Origin of the sequence: Sorangium sp. So ce128, assembly GCF_051525245.1 — a bacterium.
Lineage (GTDB): Bacteria > Myxococcota_A > Polyangia > Polyangiales > Polyangiaceae > Sorangium > Sorangium cellulosum_B.
Genome location: NZ_CP150313.1, coordinates 4,068,904 through 4,083,545 on the forward strand (window position 1 = coordinate 4,068,904; position 14,642 = coordinate 4,083,545).

Annotated in this window: 12 protein-coding genes; 5 read left to right on the forward strand and 7 right to left on the reverse strand. The window is 71.0% G+C overall.

Annotated features, from left to right (window positions below; all coding sequences use genetic code 11):
- Nucleotides 1–126: 126 nt before the first annotated feature.
- Together WME82_RS15675 and WME82_RS15680 are read left to right on the forward strand one after the other, a co-directional pair.
- A complete protein-coding gene (locus WME82_RS15675; protein WP_438043488.1) occupies nucleotides 127–2,484 on the forward strand; it encodes an ATP-binding protein in 2,358 nt (785 codons plus the stop codon).
- Nucleotides 2,481–4,091, forward strand: coding sequence for a sigma-54-dependent transcriptional regulator (locus WME82_RS15680; protein WP_438043489.1), 1,611 nt, complete (start codon nucleotides 2,481–2,483; stop codon nucleotides 4,089–4,091). Before WME82_RS15675 ends, WME82_RS15680 begins: the two co-directional genes overlap by 4 nt.
- Nucleotides 4,092–4,139: 48 nt before the next feature.
- Here the strand turns inward: WME82_RS15680 and WME82_RS15685 are convergent, their stop codons facing one another.
- The 6 genes from WME82_RS15685 to WME82_RS15710 all read right to left on the reverse strand — a co-directional run bounded on the left by WME82_RS15685 (nucleotide 4,140) and on the right by WME82_RS15710 (nucleotide 11,520).
- Nucleotides 4,140–5,441: a UDP-glucose dehydrogenase family protein gene (locus tag WME82_RS15685; protein ID WP_437746290.1), complete on the reverse strand. Its 1,302-nt coding sequence runs from the start codon at nucleotides 5,439–5,441 to the stop codon at nucleotides 4,140–4,142.
- A 183-nt stretch (nucleotides 5,442–5,624) separates the two neighbouring features.
- Nucleotides 5,625–7,316, reverse strand: coding sequence for a L,D-transpeptidase (locus WME82_RS15690; RefSeq protein WP_438043490.1), 1,692 nt, complete (start codon nucleotides 7,314–7,316; stop codon nucleotides 5,625–5,627).
- 78 nt (nucleotides 7,317–7,394) lie between these two features.
- Nucleotides 7,395–8,792 (reverse strand): hypothetical protein, encoded by a 1,398-nt coding sequence (locus tag WME82_RS15695; RefSeq protein WP_438043491.1) that lies wholly within the window; start codon nucleotides 8,790–8,792, stop codon nucleotides 7,395–7,397.
- Nucleotides 8,793–8,924: 132 nt separating this feature from the next.
- Complete coding sequence (locus tag WME82_RS15700; protein ID WP_438043492.1) at nucleotides 8,925–9,329, reverse strand: hypothetical protein; 405 nt, start codon at nucleotides 9,327–9,329, stop codon at nucleotides 8,925–8,927.
- Nucleotides 9,330–9,477: 148 nt separating this feature from the next.
- Nucleotides 9,478–10,236 carry a CDP-alcohol phosphatidyltransferase family protein gene (locus tag WME82_RS15705; protein WP_438043493.1) on the reverse strand — a complete coding sequence of 253 codons (759 nt, stop codon included), beginning with the start codon at nucleotides 10,234–10,236 and terminating at the stop codon, nucleotides 9,478–9,480.
- Between the two features lie 87 nt (nucleotides 10,237–10,323).
- The gene (locus tag WME82_RS15710; RefSeq protein WP_438043494.1) at nucleotides 10,324–11,520 is read right to left on the reverse strand and encodes a serine/threonine-protein kinase; all 1,197 of its coding nucleotides are present in this window, start codon (nucleotides 11,518–11,520) and stop codon (nucleotides 10,324–10,326) included.
- 75 nt (nucleotides 11,521–11,595) lie between these two features.
- Between WME82_RS15710 and WME82_RS15715 the strand changes: the two genes are divergently transcribed.
- The 3 genes from WME82_RS15715 to WME82_RS15725 all read left to right on the forward strand — a co-directional run bounded on the left by WME82_RS15715 (nucleotide 11,596) and on the right by WME82_RS15725 (nucleotide 13,010).
- Nucleotides 11,596–12,327, forward strand: a complete 732-nt coding sequence (locus tag WME82_RS15715; protein ID WP_438043495.1) for a 2TM domain-containing protein — start codon at nucleotides 11,596–11,598, stop codon at nucleotides 12,325–12,327.
- Nucleotides 12,328–12,388: 61 nt separating this feature from the next.
- Nucleotides 12,389–12,826 (forward strand): hypothetical protein, encoded by a 438-nt coding sequence (locus tag WME82_RS15720; protein WP_438043496.1) that lies wholly within the window; start codon nucleotides 12,389–12,391, stop codon nucleotides 12,824–12,826.
- The gene (locus WME82_RS15725; protein WP_438043497.1) at nucleotides 12,795–13,010 is read left to right on the forward strand and encodes a hypothetical protein; all 216 of its coding nucleotides are present in this window, start codon (nucleotides 12,795–12,797) and stop codon (nucleotides 13,008–13,010) included. The genes WME82_RS15720 and WME82_RS15725 overlap by 32 nt, the downstream gene beginning before the upstream one ends.
- A gap of 272 nt (nucleotides 13,011–13,282) precedes the next feature.
- On the opposite strand, the gene WME82_RS15730 is transcribed toward WME82_RS15725, so the two are convergent.
- On the reverse strand, nucleotides 13,283–14,524 hold the full coding sequence (locus WME82_RS15730) for a hypothetical protein (RefSeq protein WP_438043498.1): 1,242 nt from the start codon (nucleotides 14,522–14,524) through the stop codon (nucleotides 13,283–13,285).
- Nucleotides 14,525–14,642 lie beyond the last annotated feature (118 nt).

Below are 14,642 nucleotides of genomic sequence, written 5' to 3' on the forward strand. Positions count from 1 at the left end.
GGCGCCGGGATCGCGGGTGACGGGCGCGTTGCGCCCCGTCCGGCGCGCGAGCCCCGTTGGTTCACCCGGAGTTCCAGCGTATCGTGAACGGCTGGCGGCGCAATTTGCGCGCCGTCGGCTCTCCCGATGCCAGCTATCGAGAATCGCCGTTGGCTCCTCGCGGTGGTCGTCCTCGCGGCGCTCGTGCTGGGCGGCTCGGGGATGAGGAGCGCTCTGAGCTGGTACGAGCGCCCGTTCCCTGGCGTGCTCGTCGATCCGGACGGCGTGGTCTCGAGCGTGGGCCTGCCGTCCTGGGAGGGCTTCCAGAAGGGCCTCCGGTACCCGGATCGCGTCGTCGAGGTCGACGGCTGGCGCCTCGAGAGCACCGCGGGGCGCTACCGCGCGAGCGCCTGGGACGCCGCGGTCGAGCGGGCGGCGCGCGAGGGGCACCGCTCGGTGCACGCCCGCGTCGAGACGGCGGAGGGGCTGCGCGGCGTCGAGCTCTCCCTCGTCCCCTTCGACGCGCTCGCCTGGTGGTTCTACGCCGGCGGGCTGATGGTCGTCGCCTCGCTCTACGTGGGCGCCGCGCTCATCGCCCTCAGCGCGAGCCCCCACGGCAAGCTCGCCCGCGCCTTCGCGAGCGCCGCGCTGTTCGCCGCGCTCTTCCAGTTCGCGCTGTTCGACTACCACAGCTCGCGCCACCTCGTCCCGTTCTTCCACGTCGCCTACGCGCTCGTCCCGATGAGCTTCTTCACGCTGGCGCTGCGGCTGCCGGACGACGTCCCGCTCATCGCGCGCTACCCCGTCTTCGCGCGGATCGCGCACGGGCTCGGCGGCCTGCTCGCCGCCGCGCTGCTCGCCTCGCACGCCATGGGCTGGACCACCGTCGCGCTCCGGAGCGTCTGCGCGATCCTGTTCGTGGCGTCGTTCTTCTTCTTCGCGACCACGCTGATCCTCCGCTTCGCCGCGGCGGAGGGCGATCGCCGCCGCACGCTGCGCGCGCTGCTCCTCGCGATGGCGCCGCCGCACGTGGTGATCGCCCTCGGCTTCATGCTCGCCATGCTCGGCGCCCCGGCGTCGACGCTCGCGTGGTTCGCGATCCCCGCGCTCGCCCTCACGCCCGTCTCGAGCGTCGTCGCGTTCATCCGCTACGACCTCTGGGGGAGCCGCGCGCTCCTGTCGCGCCCGCTCACGCGCGTCATCATCGCCTGCATGATGGTCGCCCTCACGGTGATCCTCTGCTCCGCGTGCGCGGGGTACGCCGGCCTCCCGCTGCTCGGCGCGATCAAGGTCGCGGCGCCGGCCGCCGTCGTCAGCGCGGCGCTCGTCGTGTCCGCGCTCGGCGCCGGCGATCGGAAGCTCTTCCCGGCGCGCGCGGAGTACAAGCCCACCGTCGAGCAGCTCAGCGAGGAGCTGACGCTCGTCGCCGATCCCGACGAGGTCGCCTTCGCGGTCGAGCGCACGGTGGCGCGCTGGCTCTCCTGCGAGCGCGTCACCTTCCGTCGCATCGCGGTCGACGCGGCCGACGGCGCGGGCGCGGGCAGCGCCGGCGCCGCGCCCGGCGAGCCGGCGCCGAGGGCGGACGAGTCGAGCGGCGAGCGGGTCATCGAGGTCGAGCCCTCCAAGGCGAGCGCGAGCGAGCTCTCGCTGACCGTCATGTTCCGCGGCCGGCTGCTCGGCGTCCTCGAGGTGGGCAAGAAGCGCGGCGGCGCCCTGTTCACCAGCGAAGATCTCGATCTGCTCCGCACGATCGGCAACCAGGCCGCGCTCGCCATGGCGCACGCCCACAGCTACGCGGAGCTGGAGCGGCGGCGGCGGGAGCAGGCCGCCGCGTGGCGCGACGAGCGCGCGGCGCTCATCGAGACGCTCGCGGCCGAGATCACCCACGAGGTGCGCTACCCGATCAACTTCTTCCGGTCCGTGTTCAAGCGCGGATCGAAGAACCAGAGCCTGGACGCCGAGGAGGTCGACATCGGCTGCGAGGAGGTCGAGCGCCTCGAGCGCCTCGTCATGGGGCTGCGCCGGGTGACGCACAGGAAGCTCGAGCGCCGCCGCCTCGCGGTCGAGGAGCTCGTCAGCCGGGCGGAGATGCTCCTGCGCGATCAGCTCGGCAAGCGGCGGATCGAGGCGCGCGTGAGCGCTGGATCGAGGCTCCGCTGCGATCCCGATCAGGCCACGCAGGTGCTCGTCAACCTCCTCTCGAACGGCCTCGACGCGGCCGGCGACAAGGGGACGATCGGGGTCGTCTGGGAGACCACCGAGAGCGGCGCCGAGCTCGTCGTGTGGGACACGGGGCCCGGCATCACGGGGGACGCGTCGCGCCTCTTCGCGCCCTGGTACACGACGAAGCCCCGCGGGACCGGGCTCGGGCTCGCCATCACGCACCGCATCGTCCGGGCCCACGGGTGGTTGATCGAGCCGGAGCGGCGCGACGGCACGACGCGGTTCGTGATCTCGATCCCCGCCGCCGACGTCTCCCTGACCGCGGAGGACGAGGTCGCGTGAAGATCCTGATCGTCGATGATCAGCGGAGCGGCCGCCGCACGCTGCGGCAGATCCTGGCCGCGCTCGACGAGGTCGAGGTGCTCGAGGCGGTCGGCCTGGACGACGCGATGGCGGTCGTGGAGCGCAGCGCGCCGGACCTCCTGCTCCTCGACGTGCGCCTGTCGGACGATCCGCGCGACCGCGGCGGCCTGGAGATCCTGCGGCGGGTGCGGGCCTCGGGGCGGAGCACGCCGGCGTTGATGGTCACGTCGGTCAGCGAGCTCTCCGAGATCCGGGAGGCCATGCGGCTCGGCGCGCAGGACTACGTGCTGAAGGACGAGCTCTGCCCGGAGATGCTCCTGCCGATCATCGAGGGGCAGCGCGAGCGGCTGCTCCTGAAGGGCGAGGTGGTGCGGCTCCGCGAGCGGGTCGACCGCACGTTCGGCACGAAGGCGCTCATCGGCTCGTCCGCGGGGATGGAGCGCGTCCGCCGGATCATCGAGCGGGTCGCCGAGTCGAGCAAGACGGTGCTCATCCGCGGCGAGACCGGCAGCGGCAAGGAGATGGTCGCCCGCGCGCTGCACGAGATGAGCTCGCGCCGCGGCGAGCCGTTCATCGCGGTGAACTGCTCGGCGCTGCCGGGGACGCTCATCGAGTCGCTCATCTTCGGGCACGAGCGCGGCGCCTTCACCGGCGCCGAGAAGCGCATGCGCGGCCAGCTCGAGCTCGCGGGCGCGGGCACCATCCTGCTCGACGAGATCGCCGAGATGCCCGGCGAGCTCCAGGCGAAGCTCCTCCGCGTCGTCGAGGATCGCCGCTTCCGCCCGCTCGGCGCCGAGTCGGAGATCCCGCTGCGCGCCCGCGTCCTCGCCGCGACCCACGTCGACCTGGAGAAGCGCATCAGCGAGGGGCGCTTCCGGGAGGACCTCTTCTACCGGCTCAACGTCGTCACGGTGCACGTCCCGTCGCTGGCCGAGCGCGACGCGGATCTCATCGAGCTCCTGCTCGCGTTCAGCGCGGAGCTCCCGCGCAAGCTGCGTTACACCGACGACGCGATTGCATGGCTGGTCCGGCGGCCCTGGCCCGGCAACGTGCGTGAGCTCCGGAACGTCGTCGAGCGGCTGGGGCTGCTCGCGGACGACGATCTCATCGACGTCCCCACGCTCGAGGAGCTCGCGCGCGAGCGGCCGGTCGTGGACGCCACCGCGGAGATCGACCGGCTGGCGCGCGCCCTGCTCGCGCTGCCCGAGCGGCTGGGATCGAAGCTCCGGGTGATCGAGCGCGCCGTCCTGCACCACGCGATCGAGAGCTGCGGCGGCAACAAGGCGGCCGCGGCGCGGCTCATCGGCGTCGATCGGAAGATGCTCGAGCGGCGCTGGGACCGGCACACCGGCGAGGAGCCGCCGAGCAGCCGGCGGATGTCGATGCCGACGCCGCTGGCCGCGCGCCACCTCGGCGAGGAGCCGCCGAGCAGCCGGCGGCACACGCCCGCGAACGGGACGCGGCACCTCGGCGAGGAGCTGCCGGGCAACCGCATCCACACGCCGGTGAGCTCGCCGCGGTACGTCGGCGAGGAAGCGCCCAGCACCCGCCGCCAGGTGCCGCCGCCAGACCACGACGACGCCTGAGGGGCGCGGCGCCGGTGGCGTGCCGCGCCGCGCTACCGGCGTCGGGCGCTACTTCCTGCCGATGCCCGTGTAGACGAACCCCATGCCGCGGAGCTCGTCCGGCTCCCAGATGTTGCGCCCGTCGAAGAGCGTCGGGGAGCTCAGGATGCGCTTCAGCCGGTGGAAGTCCGGGCGCCGGTACTCGTGCCACTCGGTGACGACGACCAGCGCGTCCGCGCCCTCGGCCGCGCCGTACATGCCGTCGCTCAGGAGGATGCGGCTCCCGTAGATGGCGCGCACGTTCGGCATCGCCTGCGGGTCGTGCGCCTGGACCGTTGCGCCCGCCTCGAGCAGCGCGTCGATGAGCGTGAGCGCCGGCGCCTCGCGGATGTCGTCCGTCTGCGGCTTGAACGCGAGCCCCCAGACGGCGATCGTCTTCCCCTTCAGCGCGCCGTCGAAGTAGGCGCTCACCTTGCTGGCGAGCAGCCGCTTCTGCCGCGCGTTGATCCGCTCGGTCGCCCGGACGATCTCCAGATCGTGCCCGACGGAGCCCGCGGTGTAGAGGATGGCCGAGAGGTCCTTGGGGAAGCACGACCCGCCGAACCCCGGGCCGGCGAACAGGAACTTCGTGCCGATGCGCGGGTCGGCCCCGACGCCCTTGCGCACGAGCTCGATGTCCGCGCCGAGCTTCTCCGCGAGCACGGCCAGATCGTTCATGAACGAGATGCGCGACGCGAGCAGCGCGTTGGCGGCGTACTTGGTGAGCTCGGCCGAGCGCGCGTCCATGAGCTGGATGCGGTCGCTCGCCCGCACGAACGGGTTGTAGAGGTGGCGCAGGATCTCGCGCGCCTTCGGGTCGTCCGAGCCGATGATCACGCGGTCGGGCTTCATGAAGTCGTTGACCGCGTCACCCTCCTTGAGAAACTCCGGGTTCGACGCGACCGCGAACGGCTGGGTGGCGTTCGCGCCGATGATCTGCCGGAGCCGGTCCGCCGTGCCGACGGGGACCGTGCTCTTCGTGGCGATCACTTTGAAATTGTTCAGGTTCTTGCCGATCGTCTCGCCGACGGCCTCGACGGCGGAGAGGTCGGCGGAGCCGTCGTCCGCCTGGGGCGTACCGACGGCGATGAAGACGATCTCGGCGTCGCGGATGGCGCTGGCGACGTCGGTGGAGAACCGGAGCCTGCCGTCGCGGGTGTTCTTTGCGATCAGCACGTCGAGGCCGGGCTCGTAGATCGGCACCTCTCCGCGCTTCAGCATCTCGATCTTGGCAGCGGACACGTCGACGCACGCCACGTCATTCCCGAAATCCGCGAACCCCGCGCCGGCGACGAGGCCGACATACCCTGTTCCCACGACGGCAAGCTGCATGGGCGGGACGCTACCACGACCCCGGCGCCGTTCGAGCCGGCAGTCGCACGGCGTGTGACCTCCGATCGATCTGTCCCGCTCCTCTCGCGTGCGAGCGCGCCGAGCGTTCGTGCTGCCCTTGCCCTGCCTGAGCCGAGGGGCTGCCGGGCGCGTGGTGGTCGTGGCGCCGTGGCGCCGCGCGGCTCAGGGGTGGACGAACACCACGGTGCCGGTCAGCGAGCGCGCTGCGCCGTGCCATCCCGGCGGGACGGCCGGCTCGGTCCAGAAGAACAGGCGGCGGGCGTCCTCTGGAGACAGGTTGATGCAGCCGTGGCTCTTGGGCCGGCCGAACTTGTCGTGCCAGTACGCGCCGTGCAGCGCATATCCCTCCTCGAAGTACTGCACGTAAGGCACGTCGCGCAGCTCGAACTCCTCACCGACGGTGTCCGAGTCCATGGTGCTCGTGACGAATTTCGTGTGGATACGGAAGATCCCGCGCTTGGTCGCGGTGCTGGACTCGTGGTCATCGAGCCCCGCCTCGCCGCTCGAGATCAGCGTCGCATAGACGGGCTTCGTGCCCTCGTAGGCGACGAGCACCTGCTTCGTGATGTTGACGTCGAGCCACTTCTCGCCGTTCTTGCCCCAGGCAGGCATCTTCTTGGCAGGGTCGATTCGGCCGGCGTGGCGGTCGTCGACCCAGTCGCCGTCCTTCGTCTCGTAGTGCAGCTTGCCGCCGAAGAACTGCTGTTTGCCGGTGAGGGGCACGGCGGAGCGCCACTCGAGCTCTCCGCCGTCGACGAGCTTCTTGCCCTCGACGCGCCATCGCTTGCCCCCGGCGCGGCGCACGAGCGCGAACGGGAAGTCGACGTCCTTGCCGATCTCGACGCCGTGGAACTCGGAGCCGCGGATGGGGCGGAACCTGTCGGCCGGGACGACGCGCAGATCGGTGGTGACGTTGTAGCGCCGGCCCTCGTGGAGGAACGACTCGAGGAAGGCCATCCCGTTGCGCCGCGAGACCTCGTCGATCTTCACGGCGTCATCGGTCTTGATGAGGCCGGAGAGGTTGGGGGCGCGCCGGCCGTCGCGCAGGTACCAGGGGATCTCGCGATCGGTGATCCGCTGCGCGAGCGCGTCGAGCGCGGGCGGGGCGGGCTCGGCGCTCCATTTGAGCCAGACGTCGAGGCCGTAGGTGGCGCCGCTCTCCTCGTCCTTGGCCCAGCGATCGAGGTGCTTCTTGAGGCTCGGCTCGAAGCGCGCGAGATCGTCCTCGGTCGGGATGCGCGCGTAGGCGGGGCCGCCGCGCGTGACGGTCCCGTACATGTACGGGAGCTTGTGGGTGACGTCGGGGCGGCGGGCCGCGGCGCGGACGATCTCGTCGTCGAGGTCGAGCGTCGCGTCGGGGCCGACGCACACGTAGCCGAACGGCTTGACCTTGCGGAAGCCCCCGGGGCAGCCGGACGTGCCGGCGGGCTCGGGATCCATCTCCACGACCGCGCCGGCGCGCAGGAAGCCGACGGGCTTCGCGTCGGCGCTGGGCCGCGCAAGGACGCGGGTGAGCATCGAGGTGCTGGCGAGCCGCGGGCGGCCCTCGGGGATCGGCGCCGGCGGGGTGGCGACGCCGCCGAGCGAGACGATGGGCGGGCCCTCGGGCAGGCCGGGCGGCGGCTCATCCTCGGCCGGGGCGGGGGAGGCGACGGCCGCGGGGGAAGCGAGGGCGGCGGCGGAGGCGCCCTGCGCCTTCTGGCTTCCGGCGGCGCCGGGGAGCTCGATGGGCGCGTCGGCGGCGCTCCCGGAGCGCCCGCAGGCCGAGAGGGACGCGGCGAGCGCGAGGAGCGCGAGCGCATGGTGGCTCGCCGCGAGCGTGGCTGCGGCGCGCGTTCGAGGCGGCGTGTCCATGGCGCGCCGACCGTAGTGCACAGGAGGGGGAGGAGGGCCAGTTTTCGGCAGTCGGCCGGGAGGTGGGCTCTCGGCGCCTCACCTCGGATCAGGCGCCGAGAGCCGCCCTCGACGCGCCTCGACGTCGGCGACGGCGGCCGCGCCGTCGCGCACGATCAGGGTGAACGGATACCGCTCTTCACCTCTCGTGTCGGGATCGTAGGACCCGGTGGGCAGTGCGGTCACCACGAGCGTTCGTTTCCCGTCCGCCGCGAGCCTCATCTCCGCGGAGCCGGACGACAGGTCCAGGATCTCGCCGTCCGAGTCGGGCGTCAGACCGGGGACGGCCTGGACGACGAAGCGGCGCCTCGCGTCGTCGGGCGCCTCGAGCGACACCCGGAGCGATCGTGGCGTGTCCGCTCCTGCCGAGAGCTCGATATAGCTGGTGCCGAGCAACATCGGCGCGCGCTCGCGGACGTCGATCCTGCCCGGCCTGGCCTCGACCTGGGCTGCCAGCGAGAGCTTCGCCGCCGCGAGGTTCTGAAGGCCGCCCGCGAAGTGCCGGAAATGGCGATCGTCGATGTGATCGCCGGTGTACCAGCGCCAGCGCGCGAGCTCGGGGACGGCCTCGACATAGCTCATGCCCGCCGCCTCTCGGAGCATCGCGTCGAGCGCATCGACGAAGTCAGGCTCGTTGGGCTGCGCGCCGTCGCCTGTGGCGGGGGCGTCGCGCGCCCCGAGCCACATGCGCGAGACGAACTTCGGATCGCCGTCGAAGAACCGATCTTTGAGGTAGAGAAGCACCATGGAGGCGCCGTACATGGACCATGTCTCGTAATGGTCGTTGTGGTCGATCGCCCATTCCGGGTGCCTCTGGAAATCGGCCAGGCCGTCGCTCGTATAGCGATCCGCGCGGACCTGGTCGAGGAACGTCGCCGACATCTCGAAGACGACGGGGCTCTCGCTCCAGTCGTCCGCGGCCTGCGAGGCGTGCGCCATCTCGTGCACCACGGTCTCCTCGAGAGCGGAGCCGCCGTAAGGCCCCCACGGATCGACGATCATGTACGGGTGCCGGTCGTCCCATGAGGTCGACGGCTCGCCTCCGAGGACGTCGACGAGGCAGCTGCGGTGGCCTCTCCACACGAACACATCGAACGCGTCGTCCGGCCCGCACTCTCCGCCATCGCCGATGGGCGGGCGCATGCCGATCCGGCGCACATGATAGTCCCAGCCCTCCTCGATGAACGCGAGGACCTGGCGCGCTGTGTCGCGCTCTTCCGCCTTGTAATGGTGCACGAGCACGGGGAGGGTCGAGGATCGAAGGGAGAAAGGGAACATCTCCTCGAAGTCGGCTCGCCCACAGATGCTCTCGCCTTCCGGCAAAGGGTGCTTGTACTCCGACGGTGTGGCCGGGGTCATGTCATCGCCCGCTGTGCCGCAGCCGACGGGCCCGAGGCCGAGGGTGAAGCAAGCCAGCCAGGGAAGGGATCTCCGCATCGAGGCGCTTTAACCGAGCCTCCGGGGAGCTTGCAAGGAGCGGCTGCCAGCATGGCCGCGCGGCGCGCGCAGCGGAGCAGCACCCGGCTGCGTGCGTGCCAAGGGTGCTGCCTTCGAACCTCTGCTGTAGTACTAGGCGGACTGGTCGAGTTCTCGCAGGACGTCGCGGAGCGCCTGGGCCTCGGCACGCTCGAGGATCACGGGCGCCGACAGGGGCGTGGGCGCGTGGTCGCGAAACTCCACGGGCTGGAAGGCGGCGAGCGCGCCGGACGCGGTGTAGGCGAGATCCAGGCGCACCGCGGAGGTGTCCGGGTCGCCATCCCCGTCCAGGGCGAAGGGGAGCTTCGCGATGGCGGCGAAGTCCCGCCTCTCCAGGGCGGCGGTGAGCGCTCCGATCGGGCAGGTGAAGTAGCGGAAGCCTTCTTCCACCTTCTCACCCGTGGACGTGTACACGAACTCGCTCAGGATCAGCCATTTGCGACGGGTGGTGAAGCGAGGATCGGCGCGCAGGAAGTCGGACAGATCTTGGATCTCCATCGTGCGTTCATACCGCAACCGGGCCCAGGATCTCCACCAGTCCGTCGGGGCGGATCATGCTGTTCGGTCATCGCACACATGAACGCAGGGTGGTCGTCTCGACGCACTCGCCCTAGGACATGGCCCTACGGTGGGGGACGAAGAGGGGCTACGACCGTCCGAACCTGAGCAGCAGCCCGAGCCAGCCCTTCGCCAGGTAGAGGAGGTTGATCAGCACATACATCCAGAAGAACACGTCGAGCCGGTCCGCGAGCGCGAACGCCCAGATGTGGCTCGGGTAGTGGTTCAGGAAGCGCAGGAACGTCATCACGAGCGCCGCCGCCCGGGCGGCGGGCGACCGGGGCCGCTCCTCGGTGGCGGTCTCGTAATAGGCGGAGACCGAGGTCTCCTTGCCGCTGATCTCCGGGCGGCGGACGAAGTTCGTCAGCGAGATCGCCGAGGCGATCACCGCGACCCCGACGACGCCGGCGAGCAGGAAGCGCGGATCTCCGCCGGGCCAGCGGCCGCCGTCCAGCCCGAGGCCGCCGGCGCTGAAGAGGCGCATCGAGAGCGCGCCCGAGAGGAGCACCGCCTTGAGCTCGTCCGTGAAGAAGTCGAAGAGGTGGCCCTCCTTCGACGCGAGCTGCTTGTGGCGCGCCAGCATCCCGTCGGCGCAGTCGAGCAGGTAGCTCAGCTCGAGCACGGCGATGGCGACGATGCCCCCCGCCGCCGTGGGCAGCGCGACGAGCAGCGCCGCCGCGACGACGAACACGGCGAGGTTGAGCAGCGTCACCTGGTTCGGCGTGATCGCGGTCCGCGCGAGGAGCGCGACCACGCCGCCGGCGAGCGGGCGCATCAGGTAGGTGTTGAAGAGCTGATCGTGCTTCTTCCGCGTGGCCAGGTAGATCCGCTTCGCTTCGCCGAGCATGGCCGGCGCATCTTAGCCGAGCGGCTCCCGTCTTGCTCGGGCGGCAGCGGCGCTTTCGCCCCGGCTGGCGGACCGCCCGCCGCCAGGTCAGCGCCGCGCCGGGCGCGAGGCGGGCGCGCCCGCGTCCAGCGGCTCGTCGCTCCAGTCGACGGCGATCGAGTCCTCCTTCGCGGCCTCGGGGCGCACCCACTCCTTGGTGATGGATCCGCCGCTCACGGGCGGCTCGTCGCTCCAGTCGACGGCGATGCCATCGAGGGAGATCGACACGCTCGCGGGGTGCACCGGGATCGTGGGGGGCCCGCCCTCGTCCGCGGCGCCCCGGGGCGACGGCTGCTCTCGCAGCGTGATCGCGTCCGGAGCGAGCGCGTGCGCGAACCGCGACGCGCGCGGCGGCGGCTCGCTGCGCAGGAGGGCGCGCACGTCCTCCAGCATCTGGCGCGCGTCGGGGTAGCGCTGGTCGCGGTCGAAGGCGAGCGCGCGATCGACGACGAGGCACACGTCGCGCGGCGCGTGCGGCGCGCGCTGCGCGAGCGGCGGCGCCGGCTCCCTGCCCATCTTCAGCAGGAGGTCGAAGTCGGTGCTCGCCTCGTGGACATGGCGGCCGGCGATCAGCCGGAACATGGTGGCGCCGACCGCGAAGAGGTCGGCGCGGGTGTCGATGTCGCGGCCCTTCGCCTGCTCCGGCGGCATGTAGGGCGTCGTGCCGAGCACCAGGCCCATCCGCGTGAGCTCCCCCTGGAGGCTGGAGTCCTGGCGGATCCGCGCGAGCCCGAAATCGAGGACCTTGATGCGCGGGACGCCGCCGCGCGCGGGCGTGTCCGCTGCGCCGTCGCCGACGACGTACAGGTTGGGCGGCTTGATGTCGCGGTGGATGATCCCCTGCGCGTGCGCCGCGGCGAGCGTGTCGAGCACCTGCGCGGTGAAGCGGAGCACCTCGGCCAGCGGGAGGCCGCCGAGGCGGCGCTCGCGCTCGGCGAGCGACTCGCCCTCGAGGAGCTCCATCACCAGGAAAGGCGCCCCGTCCTCGGCGACGTCGATGTCGCGGATCTCGACGGCGCCCGGGTGGCGGAAGCGGTTCGCGGCCTGGGCCTCGCGCTCGAACCGGTCGCAGATCTCCTTCGATTTCGCGGCCTGCGGGTGCAGGATCTTGAGCGCGTCCCGGCGGCCGATCCGGTGGACGCCGACGTAGACGGCGGCCATGCCGCCGGCGCCGAGCAGCCGCTCCAGCGTCCACTTGTTGCGGATCGTGGTCCCCACGCGTTGTGAGGCGGTTTCGCTGCTCATGGGATCCTTGCCTTCATGGAAGCGGCGCGGCCGCACGCGGTCAAGCGTATGCTCCCCGCGGTCGCGAGGAGAGCGATGGTGAAACCGGGCAAGCCGAGCGGGCGGCAGTACACCGAGGCCGAGGTGCGGGCCATCCTGGAGCGCGCCCTCCGGGATGCGCAGACGCGCGAAGTGAGCCATGACGAGCTGGTCGCGGCGGCCGAGGAGATCGGCATCTCCCGGGGCGCGATCGAGGCCGCGTCGCGCGACATCGAGCATGTCCGGGGCGAGGAGGCGGCGCGCGAGGCCATCCTCGCGCGCCGGCGCAAGGGGTTCCGCACGCACCTGTTCTCGTTCCTCCTCGTGCAAGCGTTCCTCTTCGCGGTGAACGCGCTCACGGACGGGCCGTGGTGGTTCTTCTGGCCGCTGCTCGGGTGTGGCCTGGGGCTCGCCTTCCACGCGCTCGGCGCGCTCTCCAGCGACGTGTCCCCTCGGCAGATCCGCCGGGAGCTCGAGCGCAGCGCCGCGCAGGCGCGGAAAGAGCAGCACCGGCGGCTGCAGGAGCAGCGCCGGGCCGAGCGCCTCGAGCGCAAGCAGCGCCTCGAGCAGAGCGCGGCGGACCTCGGGCACGCCGTCGAGGAGGGGGTCGCGACGGTGCTCTCGCGGATCGCGCAGGAGATCCGCGGGAGCGCGCCGCCGCCGGCGCCGGTCGAGGGCGCGTCGAAGAGGTCGCGGATCGCGCCGCTCGACGCGGACGAGGCTGAGTCGGAGGAGCTCGGCGAGGAAGAGGCGGATCGCGCGGCCCGGCGAGGCCGCGGCGGGCGCTGACGGCGCCGCACGGCTGGTGTGGCGGTAACCTTCGCGGCGCAGGCCGACGTACGTCACGGTCGTGCGCGCCAGGAAGCGGTGCGGCACGGTCGTCCTCGTGATCGCACCGGACGCCGGCGTGGCCGACTGGGCGGCGGAGAACATCGACCTCGGCCTGGGCCTCGGCAACGTCGAGCCGCTGGTGCTCGGTCCGGCCGTCGTACCCGAGATCACCGACCCAGCCGACGCGGAGAAGGACACCGAGCTGGCGGTGCTTTCGGCGGTGGCGCACGGCAACGGGCCGAACGGGCTCACCGTGGTCCGGGCGGCGCTCGTTGCCCTTGGCCGGCTCGACCAGGAGCACGCCATGGTCTATTTTCAAGTCATCTGGAGCGGGTCGCGTGAGCCCATGCGGCGGGCTCTGGAGGCCGTTGGTCATGGAACGGCAGATCGAAGGCGAGACGACTTTTCCGTTCGTGCGGGAGCTCATGGATCGCGTCAAACTCGCGGGCCTACGTGAGGGCAAGCTCGAGGGCCTGCGTGAGGGCAAGAGGGACACGCTGCTTCGGCTTCTTGCGCGTGCAGGGATCGTGCTCACCGAGAGCGAGAGCGCGCGCGTCCAGGCATGCACGGACATCGCGACCCTCGACCGCTGGATCGATAACGTCCTTGGGGCGAAGACCGCCACCGACGTGCTCTCGTGACCGTCGACGGATGCGGCCCAACAAAGCGATGAACCAAACGGGCTTTTCCCGCTGAACATCGCCAGGGCGTCCGGAGGGCAGACGTCGCGCCGAGGTCGGCTGGCGAGAGTGGTCACCGAACCACGAGAGCTCGCCGCCACGCTCGAAGCTGTTCCTCACGCGGAGCGTCTGCCGTCACCACGATGCGGACATACGGGCCATGGAGGCGCTCGTCATGGAGAGCGACACGGACTGGGCCGTGCTCCGCGCACCACGTCTCCTCAATAATCAGATCACGGGCGCTCGCGGAGGGTGAACTGCCCGCAGAGCATCTCTTTCTTGAAGCTCAGCTCGTCCAGGCCGATGGCAACCTCCAGGCCGGCCGATCTCGCGAGCTTGTTCATGTCGAACGCGACGAGCCGGATGTTGGAGGCGAAGCGCGCCACCTGGTCCAGCACGGCGTCCAGCAGGGCGTCGATGGTCTTGTTGAGCGACTTGCGGGCGAAATCGAGCGGGCCCCAGCTCCCATCGAGCTTGATGTCGATGTCTGAGCGCTTCACGTCGAGGTTGATGGCCACCTTCGCGTCTCCGTCCAGGCGCTCTAACCTCACGACGGGCCTGAGCACGCACTCTCCTTCCAGCTTGATGGACTCGCCGATGCCGGCCACTTTCCCCGAGACCTTGGCGTACGCCTTGACGCGGAGCGTGCACGTGGCCTTGCCCTCGGAGATCTCGAGGTTGGGGGAATAGACGGTCGCCTTCACCTCGGCTTCGCCCGAGAAGACCGAGTAGCTGGCCTTCTCCTTCTCCTTCCAGGAGGGGTCCTTGACCAGCTCCTCGAAGGCCACATTGATGGCGTCCTCGCGCACGACGAGCCGCACGCGCCCGGCCCCCTCGATCGGCGCGAGGTCCGTGCGCGGGATCGCCATTCCAGGTGCCGTGGCCTGGTTCCCGCCGAAGACCCGTGCATACCCGTTGATCTGATCGTCCTCCACCTGCGCGCTGATCAAGGTCGCCCGGATGTCGCCGAGCCCCTGCGTCAGCTCGGGGATCAGGAGGCGCTCAAGCCACTTGACCAGCGCCGGCACCACCACTTTGTCGAGCACCTGGGTCGCGACAGGATCCACCTGGCCCTGCGTGGTGGCCACGGCCTTGTCCACCTTCATGATCAGCCGCGGACCGGCCACAACGCACGTCGCCAGGATGTCGGCCCTGGCGATGAACTCCACCTTGCGGTCCGGGAAGGTGAGGGCGAGTCGGATCGTCTCCACCGTGCAGAGCGTGTTGGACCTGCCGGCCTGGACCTGGGGCGGAAGCGGCGCCAGGTTGAGCCTCGGCGACTCCGGGATGGAGTACAGATAGCTCACGCCGAGCTCCGGCAGCGTGCCCTCCTGCTCGAAGTACTCGTCATAACGCCGGTAGTAGTAGTCGACGACGAGCTGCATCAGCGACTCGTCGGCCGCGAGGTACACGGCCTCGGTGCGCTGGGGCTGGATGTTGGGGAGCTTCACTTCCGCGGTGGTAGGGGTAGGCATCGAGTTCTCCTCTCGGGGTTGGAGAGAGGCCTTCCGTGCGCCTCGCTCCGGCAGCATGAGCGGTCTCGGGGTGCGTCTCACCCCGCACTCCGCGCGCTTCACTCCTTCATCCGGAAGG